Origin of the sequence: Nonomuraea sp. NPDC050540, from assembly GCF_044457485.1 — a bacterium.
Classification (GTDB): Bacteria; Actinomycetota; Actinomycetes; order Streptosporangiales; family Streptosporangiaceae; genus Nonomuraea.
In genome coordinates this window covers 500,870-520,816 of record NZ_JBITHA010000002.1, presented here as the reverse complement: position 1 = coordinate 520,816, position 19,947 = coordinate 500,870, and the positions used below count along the sequence as shown (strand labels likewise).

The following is a 19,947-nucleotide window of genomic DNA, read 5'->3' as shown; positions in this document are numbered from 1 at the left end:
AGGGGTTAGACGCCGCCCTTCGGCTAACGGTTCAGGCGAGCCCGGTGCTCGGGCCACTCCTCTTCGAGGATGCCGAAATAGGCGGAATCGCGCCAGGTGCCGTCGGGACGTCTGCGGTGCCGGCGCAGGGTTCCCTCGTGGACCCCGCCGATGCGGGCGACCGCCGCCTTGGAGCGTTCGTTGAGGTCGTCGGTCTTGAACATCACCCGGTTGTAGCCGAGGGAGAAGGCGTGGTCGATCAGGAGGATCTTGCAGTTGGTGTTGACCCCGGTACGCCAGGCGGCGCGGCCGTACCAGGTCCAGCCGATCTCGATGCTCTCGTCGAACCCGGGCACGTCCGCGTAGGTCGTCTGGCCGATGGCGCGGCCCCGGTGGATCACGGCGAAGGCGACGTGGTTGGCGGTGACGCCCTTGACGATCCGGGCCAGCTCCTCCTTGGTGCGCGGGGTGGGCGCGGGCATCCAGCGCCAGACCTCGTCGTCGTCGCCTCCGGCGGCGAACAGGTCGGGGACGTGGTCGAGGGTGAGCGGTTCGAGCCGGACGACGTCGTTCTCGAGCACGGCGGGAGCGGGCATGCGGGCGGTCATGCGGTTCAGCTTAGAGGCCGGGTTGACCTGGGTTTATGGCCACCTGCGGGGAAATGTGGGAGACCACTGTGGACGGTCATACCGACCGGTCGGTAAGGTCGCGCTATGGACTTCGCCTTCGACAGCGTCACCGAGGACCTGCGCGAGCGCCTGCTCCGCTTCATGGACGAATGTGTCTATCCGGCCGAGGCCGCCTTCGAGGAACAGGCCGCCGAGAGCGGCTGGAGCGCGCCCCCGCTCCTGGCCGACCTCAAGGACGAGGCCAGGAAACGCGGGTTGTGGAACCTGTTCCTGCCCGGGGACCACGGCGCGGGGCTGACGAACCTCCAGTACGCCCCGCTGGCGGAGATCATGGGCAGGTCACCGGCCATCGCGCCGGTGGCCACCAACTGCGCCGCGCCCGACACCGGCAACATGGAGGTCCTCTCCATGTTCGGCAGCGAGTGGCAGCGCAAGGAGTGGCTGCGGCCCCTGCTGGACGGCGAGATCCGCTCCGCGTTCGCGATGACCGAGCCCGACGTGGCCTCCTCCGACGCCACCAACATCGCGACCTCGATCACCCGCGACGGCGGCGAGTACGTCATCAACGGCCGCAAGTGGTTCATCTCCGGCGCCATGAACCCCAACTGCAAGATCTTCATCGTCATGGGCAAGACGGACCCCGAGGCGCCCTCACACCGCCAGCAGAGCATGATCCTGGTCCCGCGCGACGCCCCCGGCCTGCGCATCAAGCGCGGCATGCACGTCTTCGGCTACACCGACGCCGACCACGGCGGCCACGCCGAGATGGTCTTCGAGGACGTCCGGGTGCCCGCCGAGAACCTCATCGGCGAGGAGGGCGGCGGTTTCGCGGTCGCCCAGGCCCGGCTCGGCCCCGGCCGCATCCACCACTGCATGCGCCTGATCGGCATGGCCGAGCGGGCGGTCGCGATGATGTGCAAGCGGGCGCTGGCCCGCACCACCTTCGGCAAGCCCGTCGCCCAGCAGGGCGTGGTCCAGGACTGGATCGCCGAGTCCCGCATCAAGATCGAGCAGTTGCGGCTGCTGGTGCTGAAGACCGCCTGGCTCATGGACACCGTCGGCAACCGCGGCGCCCACACCGAGATCCAGGCCATCAAGATCTCCACGCCGATCACCGTCGAGTGGATCCTCGACAAGGCCATCCAGGTCCACGGCGCGGGCGGCGTCTCCCAGGACTTCCCGCTGGCCGGCCTGTGGGCGGGCGCCCGCTCGCTCAGGTTCGCCGACGGGCCCGACGAGGTGCACAAACGTTCTCTTGCCTACCGGGAGCTGAAGAAGTGGATGTAAGGGACAGGATCGCCGGCCTGCTCGCCTCGGCCGACCCCGCCGACCAGGTGGGCTTCCTGCGGGCCCGCTTCGACGCGGGGCTGGCGTGGGTGCACTTCCCCGAGGGGCTCGGCGGCCTCGGCGCGCCCCGCGACCTGCAGCAGGTCGTGGAGAAGGAGCTCGCCCACACCCCGCAGCCCAACATCGGCCTTCAGGCCATCGGCCTCGGCATGGCCGCGCCGACGATCCTCGCCTTCGGCACCCAGGAGCAGAGGGAACGTTTCCTGCGCCCCCTCTACACCGGCGAGGAGATCTGGTGCCAGCTCTTCTCCGAGCCCGGCGCCGGATCCGACCTGGCCACCCTCGCCACCCGAGCGGTGCGCGACGGCGACGAATGGGTCGTCGACGGCCAGAAGGTATGGACCTCAGGAGCCCACCACGCCCGCTGGGCCATCCTCGTCACCCGCACCGACCCGGACGTGCCCAAGCACCGCGGCATGACCTACTTCGTCTGCGACATGAGCGCGCCCGGCGTCGAGGTGCGCCCGCTGCGCCAGATCACCGGCGAGGCCGAGTTCAATGAGGTCTTCCTCACCGGCGTGCGCCTGTCCGACGACCTGCGGCTCGGCGAGGTCGGCGACGGCTGGCGGGTCGCCCAGACCACGCTCATGAACGAACGCGTCGCCATCGGCGGCACCCCGGGCCGCCGGGGCGGCGGCATGATCGGCGTCGTCTCCGACACCTGGCGCTCCCGCCCCGACCTGCGCACCCCCGAACTCCACCAGCGCCTGCTCGAACTCTGGGTCGAGTCCGAGGTGACCCGCCTCTCCGCGGTACGGCTGCGCGAACAACTGGCCGCCGGCCAGCCGGGCCCGGAAGGCTCCGGCATGAAGCTCTCCTTCGCCAAGCTCAACCAGGAGCTCACCGGCCTGGACCTGGAGCTGCGCCGCGACCTCGGCTACGACGACTGGTCGTTCCGCCGCTCCGAGGACGTCGACATGCTCGGCCGCGGCCCCGGCTACCGCTACCTGCGCGCCAAGGGCAACTCCATCGAGGGCGGCACCTCGGAGATCCTGCGCAACATCGTCTCCGAGCGCGTGCTCGGCCTGCCCTCGGAGCCCCGCATCGACAAGGACGTGCCCTGGAAGGACCTGCCGCGGTGACCACTCTGCTGTACACGGAGGTCGAGGAGGAACTGCGGGCCGCCGTCCGCGCGCTGCTGACCGACCGCTGCCCGCCCTCGGCGGTGCTCAAGCGCGTGGAGTCCCCCGCGCCCTACGACCTCGACCTGTGGAAGACGCTCTCGCGCGAGATCGGTGTCGCGGGCCTGCTCGTCCCCGAGTCCTACGGCGGCGCCGGCGCCTCGGCCGTCGAGGTGGCAGTCGTCCTTGAGGAGTTGGGCAGGGCGGTGGCGCCGGTGCCGTTCTTCACCAGCTCGGTCCTGGCCACCAAGGCCGCGCTGGACGCGGGGGCCACCGGCCTGCTCGGTGAGCTGGCCTCCGGCGACCTGACGGCCGCGCTCGCCGTCCCCTTCACCGCGTCCCCCCACCGCCGGGCCGCCGGCACCGTGGAGGTGTCCGGCGAGACGCTCACCGGCACGGTCGCCGACGTGGCGGGCGCCGAGGCGGCCGACGTGTTGCTGGTCCCGGCCGGTGACGCGCTCTACCTGGTCGAGGCCGGGCACGCGGAGGTCGCCACGCGCCCCTCCCTCGACCTGACCAGGCCCGTCGCCACCGTCACCTTCTCCGGGGCCGCCGCCGTGCGCCTCGGGGCGTGTGACGTGGCGGAGGTGCTGCGGTTCGGGGCCGGTCTGCTGGCCTCGGAACAGCTCGGGGTGGCCGAGTGGTGCCTGGAGACCACGCTGGCCTACGTCCGCGAACGCCACCAGTTCGCCCGGCCGGTCGGCTCGTTCCAGGCGATCAAGCACCGGCTGGCCGACCTCTGGCTGGACGTGGTCCGTGCCAGGGCCGCCGCGCGCAACGCCGCCGCCGACGGCTCCGGCCTGGCGGTCGCCGTGGCCCAGGCGTGGAACGCGGGCGTGGCCGTCCACGTGGCTGAGGAGGCGGTGCAACTGCACGGCGGGATCGGCATGACCTGGGAGCATCCCCTCCACCTCTACCTGAAGCGCGCGAAGGCCGCCGAGATCGCGCTCGGCACGCCCGGCGACCATCGCGCGGCGCTGGCGGAGCTAGCAGATCTTCCTGGGTGACAGGCCCGGCAGATACCGCGCCCAGGCGGCCGGCGACAGCTCGCCGTCCTGGGCGCAGATGCCGCGCAGCGCCCGTTCCGGGTCCACGGCGATCGTCCGGCTCTGGCCGTCGGCGCCGACCGCCAGGACGTCGGCGCCCTGGGCCAGGACGGGCTCGGCGACCTCCACCGGCTGGCCGAGCCTGGCGCCGGTCCGTACGTCCCAGAGCGTCAGCCCGTCCTGCCCGGCGGCGGCCAGCACGGCGCCGTCCCGCGAGAACATCAGCGCGCGCACCCGCTTCCCGGTCGCCAGCGGCGGGCCGAGCGGGGCGCGCAGGCCGGTGTCCCAGAGCGTGACGTGGCCGAGCGTGTTGCCGGTCGCCGCCATCCTGCCGTCGGCGCTGAAGGCGACCACCCCGGCGGCCTTGCCGTTGGCGTTGGGGACCGACGGCGCGGCGGTCAGCGGGTCCACGGTGTAGACGCGCTCGTCGTCGTAGGCGACCAGCAGCAGCCCGTCGGGCCGCCAGGCGAGTCCTGGCCCGGTGACCCCCGCCACGCGGCGCACCTGCCCGGCGGCGTGCAGTTCGATCCAGTCCTTCGAGGCCACCGCCAGCGTCCTGCCGTCGGGGGAGAAGGCCAGGCCGGAGACCGGGGAGGAGGTCAGCGTGCTGATCCTGCTGCTCTCGGCCAGGTCCCAGATGTCCACGGCCGGCCGGCCGGGGGTGGCCACGGCCAGGCGCCTGCCGTCCCAGCTGAAGGTCATCAGGGTGGCGGTGCTCGGCAGGGTGGCGGTGAGCCTGCCCGAGTCCCAGAGCGTGATCGCGGTTCCGTCGGCCACGGCCAGGATCCGGCCGTCCCTGCTCAGAGACCGCGTGCCCGGGCCGAAGGGCGGCTGCGCGGTGGCCGGGACCGTGTAGGTCCGCACCCGGCCGCCCGGACCGGCGTACCGCACCCCGGACCGCCCGATCACCAGCGCCCGGTTCGTGGCCTCACGTCCCTGCGGCGCGTCGCGGGTGTCGCGGACGTGCAGCATGCGCTGCCAGGTTCCGGTCTGCCAGACGGTGACGCCCTCCTGGCCGCCCTGGGCGAGCAGCCGGCCGTCGGGGGAGTAGGACAGGGACGAGGCGGCGGGGCCGGTGCTCGCCAGCGTCCGGCCGCTGGCCAGGTCGTGGACGCGGGTGCCCGAGGGTCCCGACAGGACGACCGTGGTGCCGTCGGGGCCGAGCGCCCCGGCCGTGACCGCGTCCGGGAGCGCGGCCAGCCATGGCAGGTCGAGTCTGCCGCCGCCCTCCCAGATCTCCGGGGGCCTGGGCGCGACCACGTCGCTGGCGACCGAGGTGGCCAGCACCCGCCGGCCGTCCGTGCTCAGCTTGCTCATCGGCCGCGCCGTCACCTGGCCGCCGTCCGCCCGCCACAACACCCCCAAGCCCGACTTGTCGGTCGTGGAAAGCATCTCTCCCTGATACGACAGCGCCAGCGCCGCCTTCACCGGCAACGAGCGCAGCAGGATGCCGGAACGTGTGTCGAACACCCGCACATCACCCGTCGTGGCGACGGCCAGGGTGGTGCCCGCCGGGTTCAGCGCCGCCAGCCGCGCCGAACGCCCCGCGCCCCTGATCTCCATCAGCAACGTCTTGGCCATCGGATCCCACACCCGCGCCGTGCCCCCGCGCACCGCCACGAGCCAGCGCCCCGGCTGGTCGAAGGCGTACACGGAGTCGGCACCGGCGTCCGGGTCGGCGAACACGTCACGCACGGGGTCCGTCGCCGCCGCCATCAGCGCCGAGCGCGCCTCCGCCACGGGCGCCAGCCGCCACGCCGCCGCGCTCAGCTGCCGCGCCGTGATCGGGTCGGTGGTCCGCAGCGCTCCCGCCGTCCCGGCCAGCGCCTTGGCCGTCGTCTCGGCGAGCGCCCGCGTCGCCGTACCGGCCTGCCAGAAGGCCACACCCGCCGCGGCCAGCGCCGCCGCGAGCAGGACCGCGAGCACGCCCGCCACGACCCCCCGCCGCCGCGCCCTGACCCCGGCCAGCCGCGTCCCGGCCGTGACGAACTCCTGTTCCGTACGGCTCAGCGCCACCATCCGCCGCCCACCGGCGGCCCAGCCCAGGACGGTGTTCAGCCGCTCGCCCCGCGGCAGGTCCGCCGCCCGCCGCCCCTTCCGCTGCCAGGCCTCGGCCGCCTCGGACAGGGACCGCTGGACGTCCAGCCCACCCCGCTCATCCTCCAGCCACTCGCGCAGCCGCGGCCACGCCCGCGACAACGCCACGTGCGCCAACGCCACGGTGCCGTCACCTGGCTTCCCACCTTGGCCATCGGGTGACGGTCCGGTGTGGAGGAGGGCGGCGTCGGTGTACCTCTGGATGACCAGGGCGGCGGCGGGCCGGTCGAGCGGACCGGTGAGGCGGGCGGGGCGGCTGATGTCGTGGCCGTCGGGGGTCCGGCCGGTCAGCTGGAGGAAGACGGCGGGCGCGGCGTCCTGTTCCGCCCGGCTCAGTCCGGCGTACACCTGCTCCGCCAGTTCTCCCAGCGACGGCTCGGGCGCGTCGGTGCGCAGGCCGCGGGCGGTCCCGGCGCCCTCGGCCAGCGGGTCCCCCGAGCTGTCCAGCAGCTTCAGCAGCAGGTCGCGGGCGGACGGCCGCCGGTCGGGGTCCTCGTCGAGCGCCTGGGCCACCAGGTCGCGCAGCGGCGGTTCCAGCGCCGCCACGGGGCCGGTCTCCTCACCGGTGGCGGCGAACAGCGTGAGGCGTCCCCACGCGTGCACGTCGGACTCGGGCGTCTGGTCCGCGGTCTCATGGGCCGTGCCGGTGGAAGGGGGCAGGCCGAAGTCGATCACCTTGGGTCCGTCGGAGCCGAGCAGGACGTTGTCCGGGGTGAGATCCCGGTGCACCACCCCGGCCTCGTGGATCGCGGTGAGCGCGGTGGCCGCCCCGGTGGCCAGGCGGTGCAGGTCCGCGCCCTGGTACGGGCCGGACTCGCCGACCTTCACCCGCAGGCTCGGCCCGGCCACGAACTCGCTCACCACGTACGGCGTGCCCCCGTCCACCCCGGCCTCCAGCACACGGGACACGCAGAAGGGCCGGACCCGCCGGGCCGCCTCGACCTCACGCTGGTCCGGCGCGGTGCGCAGTGCCTTGAGCGCGTACCGCTCGCCGTCGTCGTCGTAGGCCTCGTAGACCACACCCTGGCCGCCGCTGCCCAGGCGCCCGGCTATCCAGTAGCCGCCGAGGTGTTCGGGATCCGTCTTCACAAAGACTTAGATGATGCGCAAAATCCGGCGGTTGTCCATGGGTAGGGGGTCACGGCTTGAGCGAGGTCAGGAGGAGTTCGGCGAACTGGCGGCCCACTTCGGCCCCCGACAGCGGCCCGTCGGTGTGGTACCAGCTGCCCAGGTGGTGCACCGAGCCGAAGAAGAAGTCGACGACGATCTCGGCCTGGATATCCTCGCGGAAGACCCCTTCGCGCTGCCCCTCGGTGACGAGATCGCGGAAACGCTCGTGGTAGCGTCGGCGCTCGGCCCGCACGCTCTTCTGCGTCTCCGGGGCCAGCAGGTGCATCGACCGGAAGAAGATCTTGGAATCGTCGAGGTTGGCCGTGGTGGTCTCGACCACGTCCGCGGCGGCGTCGCGCAGCCGTTCCCTGACCGGGCGGTGCTCGTCGGCGATCTGCGTCAGCCGTTCCATCTGCATCCGCAGGACCCGCGCGTAGATCTCATGCAGCAGGTCATCCTTGGAGTCGAAGTAGTGGTACATGGCGCCCTTGGTCACTCCGGCGGCGGCCACGATCTCCTGCACCGAGGTGCCCTCGAACCCGCGCTCGGCGAACAGCCTCGTCGCCTCGCTGAGCAGCCGCCGGCGCACCGGCTCATCCTTCCCCGTCACGAACCCCAGCATACCGACTGGTCGGTTGAGCGTCTTGTGCGTGATTCGCGGTGCTATTTCCCTCACCTTAGGGTGGCCTTTGTTTGATATTGGGTATCACGTGACGTGGCGAGGGATCTCCGGCGTGGCAGATCCAAGTATTTCCTAGCAACTCGGGGAGTTTGCCGTGCCTGGTGGCTCGATCTATGTGCAGCAGGACCCGAAGTTCACGGGGTCGTCGCCCCAGTGGTACTACGAGAAGTTCTGGAGGGAGGACACCAGAAACCGCCGTCGCAACCGTGCGATCAAGGCCGCCGTGGGCTTCGCGGCCGGCCTGGCTCTGGCGATCCGCTTCGACCTGCCTTTCCCCGCGCTCTACGCGCTGGGCCTGGCCGGCATCGTGGCGGGGGCCGATTGGTACTGGTACTGGGCGCAGTTCCGCGCCACCGCGGTCTGGCGAGGACGCAGGCGCGGTGAGGCGATCACCGGTAGGACACTGCGCCGCGCGCTGGCCAAGCAGGGTTACCGCGTGCTGGACGGCCGCGCGATCCGCGGCCAGGCTTCCATCGATCATCTGGTCATCGGCCCCGGCGGTGTCTGGATCATCGACAACGAGTCGTGGAGCCCGGACACCGAGATCGCCTCCTACGGTGGCCGGCTGTTCTTCGGCGAGAAGTTCGGCACCAAGGTCGCCAAGGGCCTGGTGGAGACAGGCAACGCGTTCGCCGAGCTCCTCACCAAGGAAACCGGCATCCCGGTCACGATCACCCCGATGGTCGCGGTGCACTGCGGGATGATGCCGAGAGGCGGCCTGCTCACGGCCGAGGGTCTCACCCTCCTCAAGCCGCACCTGGCGCCCCGCATGATCCGGGCGACCTCTTCCGCGGCGCTGAGCACCACGCAGGTGGAACTCCTGGCCCGCATCGCCGCCCGGGAACTCCACCGCATGTGAGCACGTGAGCGCCGTCCGCCGGCGGCGCTTCGTTCTGCCGGTCCATAGCACGGAGCGCGGTTGATCGCATGATGGATACGGTGCGGGTCAATCAGGGTGACACCCGATCGGAATTGTTCACACTAGACATATGGCTCCCGCTCCTCAGCAACCGCAGGCGTTCGCTCACCTGAGCGCGCCCAACGCCGCGTTCTACCGGGAGATCCTGGTGGCGTTCGCGCGGGCGAAGGAGCGGTTCGTGGTCCACCTGCGGCCGGAGGAGGTCGCGGCGGAGCTACGGCGCGACAGCGACGACCAGCTCGCCCAGGCGCTCAAGCGGCTGGTCGACTGGGGCAACCTGCGCTCCGACGCCGACACCGGCAGGGTCTCGTCGGTCGAGGACTTCCACCGCAAGCGGCTGCTGTTCCAGCTGACCGCCGCCGGCCAGGCCGCCGAGCAGGCCATCGCCTTCTACGAGGAGGCGATCGGCCGGCGGGGACAACTCCAGGCGGTGGCGCTCGGCGACATCGCCGACCAGCTCCAGGCCCTGGTCACGCTGAGCGGGCAGGACGACCCCGATCCGGCCGGCGTCCACCTGATCCTGATCTCGCTGGCCGAGCGGTTCGCGTCGCTGGCCGACAACGCGCGGGCGTTCATGGCGTCGCTGCGGCGCGCGATCGACTTCGCCGACGGCGACGTGGACGGCTTCATCGCCTACAAGGAGCGGTTGATCGACTACATCAACCGCTTCATCGCCGAGCTGGCCAACTCCGGGGCCCGCATCGCCCGCCTGCTGCTCGAACTGGAGGAACTGGGCCAGCACGGGCTGCTGGAGACGGCCGCGCGGCGCGAGGCCGCCGACGCGGTGCCGGACGGCGCCGACGCCTCGGCCGAGTACGCCAAGGTGCTGGCCGGCTGGGAGAACAGATGGCGTGGCCTGCGCGACTGGTTCGTCTCGCGCGACACCGGCCACCCGTCACAGGCCCGGCTGCTGCGGCAGTCGGCGGTCACCGCGATCAAGCAGCTCATCGACACCGTCGGCCTGCTCAACGAGCGGCGCTCAGGCCGATCGGACCGCTCGGCCGACTTCAGGACGCTGGCCAGGTGGTTCGCCGACGCGCCGGACGAGGCCGCGATGCACCGGCTCTGGCGCGCCGCGTTCGGGCTGGCCCCGGCCCGGCATCTGACGATCCCGCCGCAGGACATCGCCGACGTTCCCGCCTCCACCCCGTGGGCGCAGGCGCCGCCGATCCGGATCTCTCCGCAGCTTCGCCGTACCGGATCCTACGAACGGCGCGGCAGGCCCAACAAGGTGGCCGACCGCTCGCAGGCCCGCCGGGTTCTGCTGGAGCGGGCCGAGCGGGAGGCGGCGCAGACGTCGCGGGCGCGCGAGCGGCTGCGCACGGACGGGCCGGTACTGCTCTCGCGGCTGGGCGTGCTGGACCCGATGGCCTTCCGGCTGTTCCTGGGGCTGCTCGGGGACGCGCTGTCGGCCCGCGGGCCGCACGACACGGAGGTGAAGACCACGACCGGCGACGGCTCGATGGAGGTGCGGCTCACGCTGGTGCCGGACGGCGGGATGGTCGCGATCGAGACCGAGGACGGGGTCCTGACCGGCCCCGAGCACGTGATCGAGATTACGGTGGTCGCGTGACCCCCGAGGAGGAGCTGGCCCAGTGCCAGGCGGCGCTGCGCGCCCTGCTGATGAGCCCGCTGCTGCGCGACCCCGAGAAACTGGTGCTGGTCCGGCGGCACGCCGCCGAGCTGCGCGACTGGCTGACCAGGGAGACCGGCTGGCGGCTCGTCGTGGACGCGGAGTCCGCCCGGTTGTTCAAGGCGGTGCCCGACACCCTGGACGCCACCCGTCCCGCGCTCGGCCGGGCGGGGGAGCCGTTCGGGCGGCGACGGTACGTGGTGCTCTGCCTGGCCCTGTCGGTGCTCGAACGGGCCGACGCGCAGACCACGCTGGGCCGGCTGGCCGAGGAGGTGCTGGACGCGGGCGCCGAGCACGCCTTCACGCTCGGCAGCAGGGCCGAGCGCGGGGACCTGGTGGCGGTGGTCCGTACGCTGCTCGGCTGGGGAGTTCTCGACCGGGTCTCGGGTGATGAGGAGGCGTACCTGGCCGAGACCGGCGACGTGCTCTACGACGTGCGGCGCAAGGTACTCGCCGGTCTGCTCACCGGTCTGCGCGGGCCGTCCACGATCACCGCCGAGTCCTTCGAGGAACGGCTGGCCGAACTGACCGCCGAGCCGTACGCCGACACCGACGACCTGCGCAACCAGGCGATACGCCGCCGCCTGACCAGGTGGCTGCTGGACGATCCCGTCCTTTACTTCAGGGATCTGGGGGCGGACGAGCTGGCGTACCTGACCTCGCAGCGGCACGCCGTCATCCGCAGGATCGAGCAGGCCACGGGCCTGGTCGCCGAGGTCAGGGCGGAGGGCATCGCCATGGTCGACCCCGACGACGAGCTCACCGACGTACGCCTGCCCGAGCAGCGCACGGACGGCCACGTCACCTTGCTGGTCGCCGAGCGACTGGCCGCGCTGGGCAGCGCCTCGACCGAGGAGCTCAGGGCGTTCGTCCGGCGGGCGGCCGCCGAGCACACCTCCTTCTGGCGCAAGGGCGTCACCGATCCGGGCGCGGAGGACGGCCTGCTGGCGGTGGCGCTCGGCAAGCTCACCGCCCTGCGCCTGGCGCACGTCGAGGGCAGCCGGGTCACCGGCCTGCCGGCCATCTCCCGCTACGCGCTCGATCCGCCTACGGTCAAAGGAACCTGATGCTGCCCACCCCCGGCGCGGAGCGCTGGAAGCCGCTGCGCGCGGGCCTGGTCGACATGTTCTACTACGACGTCGAGGAGTTCCATTTCCACGACGGCCGCCTGCTGCTGCGCGGCAACAACGGCACCGGCAAGTCGAAGGTGCTCGCGCTCACCCTGCCCTTCCTGCTGGACGGCGAACTGACCTCGCACCGCGTCGAGCCGGACGGCGACCGGCAGAAGCGCATGGAGTGGAACCTGCTGCTCGGCGGCAAGCATCCGCATCCGGAGCGGCTCGGCTACACGTGGCTGGAGTTCGGCCGCCGCGCCGCCGACGGCAGCCAGGAGTTCCGCACGATCGGCTGCGGGCTGAAGGCGGTCAGGGACCGGGGCGTGGTCAGGCACTGGTTCTTCGTCACCCCGCAGCGCGTCGGGGCGGGACTGAGCCTGATCTCACCCACCGGCGTGGCGCTGACCAGGGAGAACCTGCGTGAGGCCGTGGACGGCCACGGCATGGTCTACGACCGGGCGGCCGACTACCGGCGCGCGGTGGACGAGGCGCTGTTCTGGCTGGGCGAGCACCGCTACGAGGCGCTGGTCAACCTGCTGATCCAGCTCCGCCAGCCGCAGCTGTCGAAGCGCCCGGACGAGAAGCTGCTGTCCAGGGCCCTCACCGAGGCGCTGCCCCCGCTCAGCTCCACGTTGCTGGCCACGGTCGCCGACGCCTTCCGCGGCCTGGACGAGGAACGCGACGCGCTGCGCGGCCTGGACGAGGCGCGCAAGGCCGCGGCCGGCTTCCTGGACCACTACCGCGCCTACGCGGCCACGGCCACCAAGCGGAAGGCCGCCGGGCCCAGGCTCACGCAGAGCCGCTACGACAAGCTCGGCCGCGACCTGGCCGAGGCGGAGCTGCGCCAGTCGAAGGCGGAGGCCGAACTGGAGTCGGTCGACGACCTGCTCAGCGAGCTGGCCACGGAGAAGAACCTGCTCGACGCCCGCCGTACGGCGCTGCAGCAGAGCCCGGAGATGCGCGACGCGGAACGGCTGGACCAGACGCGCGAGGAGGCGGGCCGCCTGGCCGAGCACGCCCAGCGCACCGGCAAGGAGCTGAGCCGCGCCGACGGCGAGACCGGGCGGCTGGCCCGCCGGGCCGAGACGGCGCGCGAGAAGGCCGCGCGGGCGCAGGAGGAGCACGACGCGATCCACCACGCGGCCGAGGACGCCGCGGGCCGGGCCGGGGTCGGGCTTTCCGAGTCCCGGCGCGAGGCCGAGAACGCCGTCGTCCGCCAGGAGCACGCGATCGCCCAGCTTGAGCGCCTGCTGCAGGCGGTGGCCGACGCCGCCGCCGGGGTCGCGACGGCCAGGGCCGAGGTCGACCGGCTGACCGGCGAGCTCACCGAGGCCGCGGAGGCGATCGCGCTGGCCGGGCAGGTGGCCGGCGAGCGGGCCGCCGAGCTGCTGGACTCCTTCGCCGGATACCTCACCGGGCTGAGCGAGCTGCGGGTGGCCGACCGGGACGGCGTGCTGGCCGTACTCCGGGACTGGAGCGAGAACGCGGCGGGACCCAACCCCGCGGCCACCGCCGTCGACGACGCGCTGAGACAGGCCACGGCGGCGCTCGCCCGGCGCGAGACCGAGCTGGACGCCGAGCTCGCCGCCGCCCGGCTGGCCGCCGACGAGCTGGCCGTGGAGATCGCCCGGCTGGAGGCGGGCGGCCACGACGCGCCGCCCGCCCCGCACACGCGCGCCCCGCGCGGCGACACCCGGCCGGGGGCGCCGCTGTGGAAGGTCGTGGACTTCGCCGACGGGGTGCCCGCCGATCACCGCGCCGGTCTTGAGGCCGCCCTGGAGGCCGCGGGCCTGCTGGACGCGTGGCTGACCCCGCAGGCCGAGCTGATAGCCGGCGACACGGTGATCCTGCGCGGCAGGGTCAGCGGGCCGTCCTGCGCCAACGTGCTGCGCCCCGCGATCGACCGCGCCGACCCGCAGGCCGCCGCGCTCGACGACGCCATCGTGCTCTCCGTGCTGGCCGGCATCGGACTCGGGCCCGGCTCGCCGACCTGGATCGCCACCGACGGCCGCTGGGTCAACGGCCTGCTGGCCGGCGCCTGGCACAAGGCCGCCGCCGACCACATCGGCGAGGGCGCGCGCGAGTCCGCCCGCCGCGCTCGCCTGGCCGCGCTCGCCCAGGAACTCGCCGACGCCACGCTGCGGGCCGACGACCTCGACCGCGACAAGCAGGATCTCGCGGTACGGCAGGCCGTCCTGGCCACCGAGCACCGCGCCCTGCCCTCCGACGCCCCGGTCCGCGAGGCCCACGTGAAGCTGGCCGGAGCCCACGAGCGCCGCAGAACGATCCACGAACGCCACCAGCGCGCCGTCGGCCTCATGAACACCCGGCAGGCCGAGCTCGACGCGGCCCAGGTGCGGGCGGCCGAGTTCGCCGGTGACGTCGGCCTGCCGGCCGAGCGCGGGCCGCTGGGGGAGATCAGGGCGGCGCTGGCCGAGTACCGGCTGGAGCTGGCCAGGTTGTGGCCGGCCGTACACGCGCTGAGCACGGCCCGCGAGAGCGAACGTGAGGCCGCGCAGGAGGTCGCGCTCGCGGCCGAGCGGCTGGCCGAGGCGGCGCAGCTGGCCGCGGAAGCGGGGGAGCGGGCGCGCGCCGCGGCCGAGGTGTACCGCTCGCTCGCCGAGACGGCGGGCGCGGCGGTGGAGGAGCTGTTCCGCCGCCTGGAGGAGGTACGGCAGGAGCTGCGCGGGCGGGACCGGGCCGAGAGCGACGCCCGCGCCAGGCAGCAGCGGCTCGCGACCGAACGCGGCAAGGCGGAAGGCGTGCGCGAACGGCTGGCCGGCGAGATCGTCGAGGCCACGCGCGCCAGGGACGAGGCGGTGCGCGACTTCCGCGCGTTCGCCGCGACGGGCCTGCTCAAGGTCGCGCTGCCCGGCCGCGACGTGCCGGACCCGGCCACCGCCTGGTCGGCCACGCCCACGGTCGTCCTCGCGCGGGCGGTCAACGCCGACCTGGAGGCGGTCGACGACGGCGACGGCCCGTGGGAACGCGTGCAGCGCAAGGTCGCCGACGAGCACAAGCTCCTGTCCGACGCGATGGCCAGGCAGGGCCACTCGGCGGGGCTGACCGTCACCGAAGGCGTCATGATCGTCGACGTGACGTTCCAGGGCCGGGCCCGCGACATCCCCGACCTGGTGGGCGCGCTGGCGGAGGAGACCGCCGGCCGCGCCCGGCTGCTGTCGGCCAAGGAGCGCGAGCTGCTGGAGAATCACCTGCTCAACGAGGTCGCAGGAACGCTGCACGAGCTCATCGCGGCGGCCGAGAACGAGGTCGGCGGCATGAACGAGGAACTCCAGTCGCGTCCCACCTCCACCGGCATGCGGCTGCGCCTGGTGTGGAAGACCGCGAAGAACGCCCCGGAAGGACTCGACCGCGTCCGCGGCAAGCTGCGCCAGACCGTCGACGCGTGGTCACAGGACGACCGGGCGGCGGTCGGCTCCTTCCTGCAGGAACGCATCGCCAGGGAGCACGCCGACAACCCGGCGGCCGGCTGGAGCGAGGCGCTGACCAGGGCTCTGGACTACCGGGCGTGGCACGAGTTCGCCATCCAGCGGCTCCAGGAGGGCCAGTGGCGGCCCGCCACCGGTCCCGCCTCGGGCGGCGAGCGGGTGCTGGCCGCCTCGGTGCCGCTGTTCGCCGCCGCGTCGGCGCACTACAAGTCGGCGGGCAACCCGTACGCGCCGCGCCTGGTGGCGCTCGACGAGGCGTTCGCCGGGGTGGACGACGACTCACGGGCCAAGTGCCTCGGCCTGCTGGCCACCTTCGACATGGACGTGGTGATGACCAGCGAGCGCGAGTGGGGCTGCTACCCGCAGGTGCCCGGCCTGGCCATCGCCCAGCTGTCGCGGCGCGACGGCATCGACGCGGTCCTGGTCACGCCGTGGCGCTGGGACGGCAGGGAGCGCCGCCGGGTCGAACGCCCTTCACCGGGAGGCCTGGCCGATGAGTGAGCGGCTCGCGCGGCTCCTGGGCGGGGACGAGCTGGCGTGGCTGGTCGACCGGGCGCGTACCCGCCTGGAACGCGGCAGGCCCCTGACCGGCTCGGTCTCGCTGACGGGTGCGACGCACGGCCAGCGGCGGGCGGTCGAGACGCTGCTCGGCCGCCGGGCCGGGAGCGGCGCCTCGCTGTCGGTGTCGCTGGAGGAGGTCGACCGGGTGCTGCGGGCCAGCGGCGCCTGCGACGGCCTCGCCCAGGCGGTCGCGGTCCTGCGCGGCCCGATCCGCGACCTGACCGCCCTGGCCGCCGACCGCGACACCGCCTGGCGCGCCGCGTTCGCGGTCTTGGACACGCACCTCGCCAGGCGCGTCGGGGGCGGGCAGGATCTCGCGGGGTGGCGGGGCTGGCTGGACTCCTCCGGCCTGGTACGCAGGCTCGCGCCCGAACCCGCCGACGCCGGATCGCTGCTGGACCGGCTCGTCGCGGTGCTGGCGCGGCTGCCGTCCACGGGTGTGCCGATCGGCCGGCTCGCCGCCGAGACCTGCGGTGACGCCCACGCGCTCGACGACGGCCGCCCGGTGGCGACCCTGGCCCTGTCGGCGGCCCGCGCCCTGGCCGGTCTGCCGTACGCGGCCGAAGGCGGCGCCGACGCCAGGCGGGCGGCATGGGCGGCGGTCGGCGTGCACCTGGACGAGCTGTCGTCGCTGGTCCTGAGCCTCGGCCTGCCCGGCGACCCCACGCCGGGCGAGCCGCACGTGCGCACGCTGCGCCAGCTCCGCCGCGCCGGGCCGATCGCCGCGGGCCTGGTGCGCCTGTGCGAGAACCCGGTCGTGGTGGCCGCCGCCGCGGACGATCTCGGCGCCGCCTGCCCGCCTCTGGTCTGCGTGAACGGCCGCCCGTCCGCGGCCGTCTGGCGGCTGCTCGGCCTGCTGGCCGCCGGTGGATCGTCGTTCGCCTACCACGGCGACTTCGACTGGGGCGGCGTGGCGATCGCCGCGGCCGTCCACGAGCGTGTGGGGTTCGCGCCGTGGCGGTACGACGCCGCGTCCTACCGGCGGGCGGCCGGTGACGCCCCGCTGGCAGGACGCGCCGTGCCCACGCCCTGGGACCCGCCGCTGGCGGAGGAGATGCGGCGGCGGGCGGTCCGCGTGGAGGAGGAGCTGGTCCTGTCCGAGCTGCTGAGCGACCTGGCCGCGCCTCAGGCGAAGACGTCCTGCTGGTAGCGGCCCCCGGCGTCGAGCGCCGCCAGCCACTCCTCGCCCGGCCGCCCCGTCTTGGCGTGGTGGATGGCGAGGAAGGCCTGCCGTACGGCGGGGGCCATGCGCAGCCCGTCGCCGCAGACGTACACGTGGGCGCCCCGCTCCAGCAGTTCCCACACCCGGTCGGCCTGCTCGGCCAGCGCGTCCTGGACGAGGCGGCCGTCACGCGCGGAGAAGGCGACGTGCGCGTCCGGCGCCCACGCCGCCACGTCCGCGCGGTAGAGCCAGTCGTGCTCGGGGTGGCGGCAGCCGGTGAACACCAGGGCGGGCCCGGTGGCGCCGCGCAGCGCGCGGTCCTCCAGGAAGCCGCGCAGCGGGGCGAACCCGGTTCCCGGCCCGACCATGATCACCGGTGTCGCCGGGTCGGCGGGCAGGCGGAACGGCGGGGCGGGCACGCGGACGTAGCCGTAGAACACCTCGCCTTCCGCCAGCCCCGCCAGATACGCCGAGGCCATCCCCCGGTACTCGCCCGTCCCGGACCAGGCCGCGCCCTCCACCAGCCCGACCGTGATCCGGATGCGCCCGGGGTCGGCCAGCGGCGAGGACGAGGCGGAGTAGTAGCGCGGCTTGATCGGCCCCGCCAGCTCCAGGAACACGGGCAGCGGCAGCTCGATCGCGGGGAAGCGGTCGAGCAGCGCCAGCACCGAGACGCGCTTGGCCAGGATCTCGTCGGTGTAACCCTCGGTCAGCTCGCCGAGCTGCCGCGTGGTCCAGGGGCAGGCGGTGTGCGCGGCCAGCGTGGACAGGTCGGCGCGGGTGGCCACCTGCTGCAGTTCCACGAAGTCGGTGAGCAGAAGGCCGGCCGTGACCGGGGCGTCCAGGGGGAGATGGGTGGCGCCCCGGGCGCGCAGCCGTACCACCTGGTCGCGGGGGACGCGCAGGACGCGCAGCGCCCACTCCACCAGCTCGAGGTCGTTCTTGGCGAAGACCGCCAGGTGGTCGCCGGCGGCGTAGGTGACGCCTTCCGGCAGTTCGGCCACGATCGAGCGCACGCCCGCCCGCGGCGCCTCCTTCGAGAAGTCCCACAGCCCCGAGGGGTCGCCGGTCAGCTCCTCGTTGGAGACCACCCGCAGCGGCACCGCCCGCTCGGACACGACCGCGGGCCGCACCTCGGCCTCGGTCAGGACCTCCATCTCGTAGCGCGGCCCCGCCGCCTCCGCCGAGGCCGCGTACTCCTCGGCGAGCGCCGCCCACAACCGCGCCGTCCACGCCGAGACGTCCCCGTCGAAGTCGCCGTCCGCGTCCGCCTCACCCCTGTCGATCAGGGGTACGGCTCCCGCCGCCACCAGCTTGTCGAACGCCCGGCGGGGGAAGTCCTGGTAGGTGGGCCACTGGGTGTTGCCGCAGCCGAGCACGGCCAGCCGTACGCCGGAAAGGCCGGGAAGCTCTTCCAGCGCGTCGAAGCGCTGGGCGTTGTCGGGCGCGCGGCCGTTGTAGGAGGAGGCGACGACCAGCAGGAGGCCCTCGGCCGGCGGCCGCAGGTCGTCGAGCGTGGTCAGCGTGGTGGCGAAGCCGGCCCGGCCGGCCCGCTCGGCCAGGCGTTCGGCGAGGTCGGAGCAGGTGCCGAGGTTGGAGCCGTAGGCCACGGTGAGGGCGGTGCCGGTGACGGCGAGATCCTGCTGCCGTTCGTGCCGCTCGGGGACCGGCTCCTGGGCGGCGCCGCGCTCGTGGGGGCGGCGGTCGCGGACCCGGACCGTGAAGCCGTCCGGCTTGAGGGTGAGGGTCTGCTTGGTCTTGATCTTGTAGGCGGTGGGGTCGGAGACGGCGAACCGGCGCAGGACCATCGCGAGCGCGAGGCGGGCCTCGGTGAGGGCGAACTGGCGGCCGATGCAGGCGCGCTCGCCGTTGCCGAAGGGCTTGTACGCGGATTTATGGTGATTTTTGCGATTTTCGGGGAGCCAGCGGTCGATGTCGAACTCCTCCGGCCGGTCCCAGGCCTTCGAGCTGCGGTGCAGCGACGGCAGCACGACGACCGCCTGCTGGCCGGCGCGTACCGGATAGGAACCGCCGATCACCGTGTCCTCGAACGCCGACACCGAGAAGGCGGGGATCGGCGACCACACGCGCAGCGTCTCCTCCAGGACGCGCGAGATCACGTCCAGCTTCATGACCGTCTCGTAGGTCGGCGGGGTGTCGCCGGGCAGCAGGGCGTCGACCTCGGCGTAGGCCCTGGCCAGGGTGTGCGGGTCGCGCAGCAGGTTGTACAGGGCGAAGGAGAGCAGGCCGCTGGTCGTCTCGTGCCCGGCGATGAGGAAGGTGATGACCTGGTCGCGGATGTTCGCCTCGGACAGGCGCTCGCCGGTGCGCGGGTCGGTCGCCTCCATCATGAGGCCGAGCAGGTCGGAGGCGCCGCTCGGCCGCGCGGCGCGCCGCTCGATGACCTCCTCGACCAGGGCTCGCATCGTCTGGATGTCGCGCTCGTAGGCCTCCTGGCGCTTGCGCAGCATCTTGGTCACCACGGGCGGCTGGCGCAGGCGCAGCATCGCCTCGGTCAGCGCCGAGCCCATCGCGCGCAGGAACGGGTGCAGCTCGGGCTGGTCGAAGGAACGGAAGCGGTAGCCGAAGCCGGTCAGCGAGATCGTGTCCAGGGTCAGCCTGGTCATGTCGTCGGACACGGGCAGGTCCTGCCCCTGGCGGGCGGCCCAGGAGTCGATCAGCTGGTCGGAGACCTCCAGCATCTGCGGGAAGTAGGCGCGCATGGAGCGCTGGCTGAAGGCGGGCATCAGGATGCGGTGCGCGTGGCCCCAGACGGGCTCGTCGTGCCGGGCGGTGAACAGGGCGTCGCCGCCCAGGTCGCGCAGGAAGGACAGCGGCGGCTGGATGCCTTTGTGGAACCGGCTCTCGTCGCAGAGTTCCTCGACGAGGTCGGGATCGTAGACGAACAGGACGTCGTTCCCGAGCAGGTTCAGCTGGAACAGGCCCTCCTCGTAGCGGGCGGCCAGCTCGTCGAAGTAGGCGGCCGGCGAGTGCGCCGGCACCTGAAGCATGTTGCCGAGCAGGGGCAGGCCAGGCGGTGAGGGGATCATGGGCACTCCAAGGGGTCAGCCATACACCGTATGGCGGACGCTACCAT

12 protein-coding genes are annotated in these 19,947 nt (G+C 73.3%); 8 read left to right on the top strand and 4 right to left on the bottom strand.

From position 1 onward, the window contains the following. Positions 1-23: 23 nt before the first annotated feature. Positions 24-587 (bottom strand): GNAT family N-acetyltransferase, encoded by a 564-nt coding sequence (locus ACIBI5_RS08775; RefSeq protein ID WP_397244693.1) that lies wholly within the window; start codon positions 585-587, stop codon positions 24-26. A 105-nt stretch (positions 588-692) separates the two neighbouring features. Between ACIBI5_RS08775 and ACIBI5_RS08770 the strand changes: the two genes are divergently transcribed. From ACIBI5_RS08770 to ACIBI5_RS08760, 3 genes are read left to right on the top strand one after another with little or no spacing between them, the layout of a single operon-like run. Next, a complete protein-coding gene (locus ACIBI5_RS08770) occupies positions 693-1,895 on the top strand; it encodes an acyl-CoA dehydrogenase family protein (RefSeq protein ID WP_397244691.1) in 1,203 nt (400 codons plus the stop codon). Beyond that, positions 1,886-3,037, top strand: a complete 1,152-nt coding sequence (locus ACIBI5_RS08765) for an acyl-CoA dehydrogenase family protein (RefSeq protein ID WP_397244688.1) — start codon at positions 1,886-1,888, stop codon at positions 3,035-3,037. The genes ACIBI5_RS08770 and ACIBI5_RS08765 overlap by 10 nt, the downstream gene beginning before the upstream one ends. Beyond that, positions 3,034-4,083: an acyl-CoA dehydrogenase family protein gene (locus ACIBI5_RS08760; RefSeq protein ID WP_397244686.1), complete on the top strand. Its 1,050-nt coding sequence runs from the start codon at positions 3,034-3,036 to the stop codon at positions 4,081-4,083. The genes ACIBI5_RS08765 and ACIBI5_RS08760 overlap by 4 nt, the downstream gene beginning before the upstream one ends. Here ACIBI5_RS08760 and ACIBI5_RS08755 read toward each other — a convergent pair. Both ACIBI5_RS08755 and ACIBI5_RS08750 read right to left on the bottom strand, forming a co-directional pair. Further along, the gene (locus tag ACIBI5_RS08755; protein ID WP_397244684.1) at positions 4,063-7,308 is read right to left on the bottom strand and encodes a protein kinase; all 3,246 of its coding nucleotides are present in this window, start codon (positions 7,306-7,308) and stop codon (positions 4,063-4,065) included. The genes ACIBI5_RS08760 and ACIBI5_RS08755 overlap by 21 nt on opposite strands. Before the next feature lie 49 nt (positions 7,309-7,357). After that, positions 7,358-7,951, bottom strand: coding sequence for a TetR/AcrR family transcriptional regulator (locus tag ACIBI5_RS08750; protein WP_397244682.1), 594 nt, complete (start codon positions 7,949-7,951; stop codon positions 7,358-7,360). 154 nt (positions 7,952-8,105) lie between these two features. Between ACIBI5_RS08750 and ACIBI5_RS08745 the strand changes: the two genes are divergently transcribed. From ACIBI5_RS08745 to ACIBI5_RS08725, 5 genes are all read left to right on the top strand, one after another. Continuing rightward, entirely contained in the window at positions 8,106-8,870 is a 765-nt protein-coding gene (locus tag ACIBI5_RS08745) for a nuclease-related domain-containing protein (protein ID WP_397244680.1), read from the top strand. Between the two features lie 130 nt (positions 8,871-9,000). Continuing rightward, a complete protein-coding gene (locus tag ACIBI5_RS08740; RefSeq protein ID WP_397244678.1) occupies positions 9,001-10,503 on the top strand; it encodes a TIGR02677 family protein in 1,503 nt (500 codons plus the stop codon). Further along, positions 10,500-11,630 (top strand): TIGR02678 family protein, encoded by a 1,131-nt coding sequence (locus ACIBI5_RS08735; protein WP_397244676.1) that lies wholly within the window; start codon positions 10,500-10,502, stop codon positions 11,628-11,630. Before ACIBI5_RS08740 ends, ACIBI5_RS08735 begins: the two co-directional genes overlap by 4 nt. Continuing rightward, positions 11,630-15,628, top strand: a complete 3,999-nt coding sequence (locus ACIBI5_RS08730) for a TIGR02680 family protein (RefSeq protein ID WP_397244674.1) — start codon at positions 11,630-11,632, stop codon at positions 15,626-15,628. Before ACIBI5_RS08735 ends, ACIBI5_RS08730 begins: the two co-directional genes overlap by 1 nt. Next, the gene (locus tag ACIBI5_RS08725) at positions 15,621-16,838 is read left to right on the top strand and encodes a TIGR02679 family protein (protein WP_397244672.1); all 1,218 of its coding nucleotides are present in this window, start codon (positions 15,621-15,623) and stop codon (positions 16,836-16,838) included. Before ACIBI5_RS08730 ends, ACIBI5_RS08725 begins: the two co-directional genes overlap by 8 nt. On the opposite strand, the gene ACIBI5_RS08720 is transcribed toward ACIBI5_RS08725, so the two are convergent. Further along, complete coding sequence (locus ACIBI5_RS08720) at positions 16,814-19,900, bottom strand: bifunctional cytochrome P450/NADPH--P450 reductase (protein WP_397244670.1); 3,087 nt, start codon at positions 19,898-19,900, stop codon at positions 16,814-16,816. The genes ACIBI5_RS08725 and ACIBI5_RS08720 overlap by 25 nt on opposite strands. Positions 19,901-19,947: the final 47 nt, after the last annotated feature.

What these genes read in the sequence shown, in the direction of transcription:
- ACIBI5_RS08775 (WP_397244693.1), bottom strand. Translation starts at nt 587, where the DNA reads ATGACCGCCCGCATGCCCGCTCCCGCCGTGCTCGAGAACGACGTCGTC.
- ACIBI5_RS08725 (WP_397244672.1), top strand. Translation starts at nt 15,621, where the DNA reads ATGAGTGAGCGGCTCGCGCGGCTCCTGGGCGGGGACGAGCTGGCGTGG.
- ACIBI5_RS08730 (WP_397244674.1), top strand. Translation starts at nt 11,630, where the DNA reads ATGCTGCCCACCCCCGGCGCGGAGCGCTGGAAGCCGCTGCGCGCGGGC.
- ACIBI5_RS08720 (WP_397244670.1), bottom strand. Translation starts at nt 19,900, where the DNA reads ATGATCCCCTCACCGCCTGGCCTGCCCCTGCTCGGCAACATGCTTCAG.
- ACIBI5_RS08750 (WP_397244682.1), bottom strand. Translation starts at nt 7,951, where the DNA reads ATGCTGGGGTTCGTGACGGGGAAGGATGAGCCGGTGCGCCGGCGGCTG.
- ACIBI5_RS08770 (WP_397244691.1), top strand. Translation starts at nt 693, where the DNA reads ATGGACTTCGCCTTCGACAGCGTCACCGAGGACCTGCGCGAGCGCCTG.
- ACIBI5_RS08740 (WP_397244678.1), top strand. Translation starts at nt 9,001, where the DNA reads ATGGCTCCCGCTCCTCAGCAACCGCAGGCGTTCGCTCACCTGAGCGCG.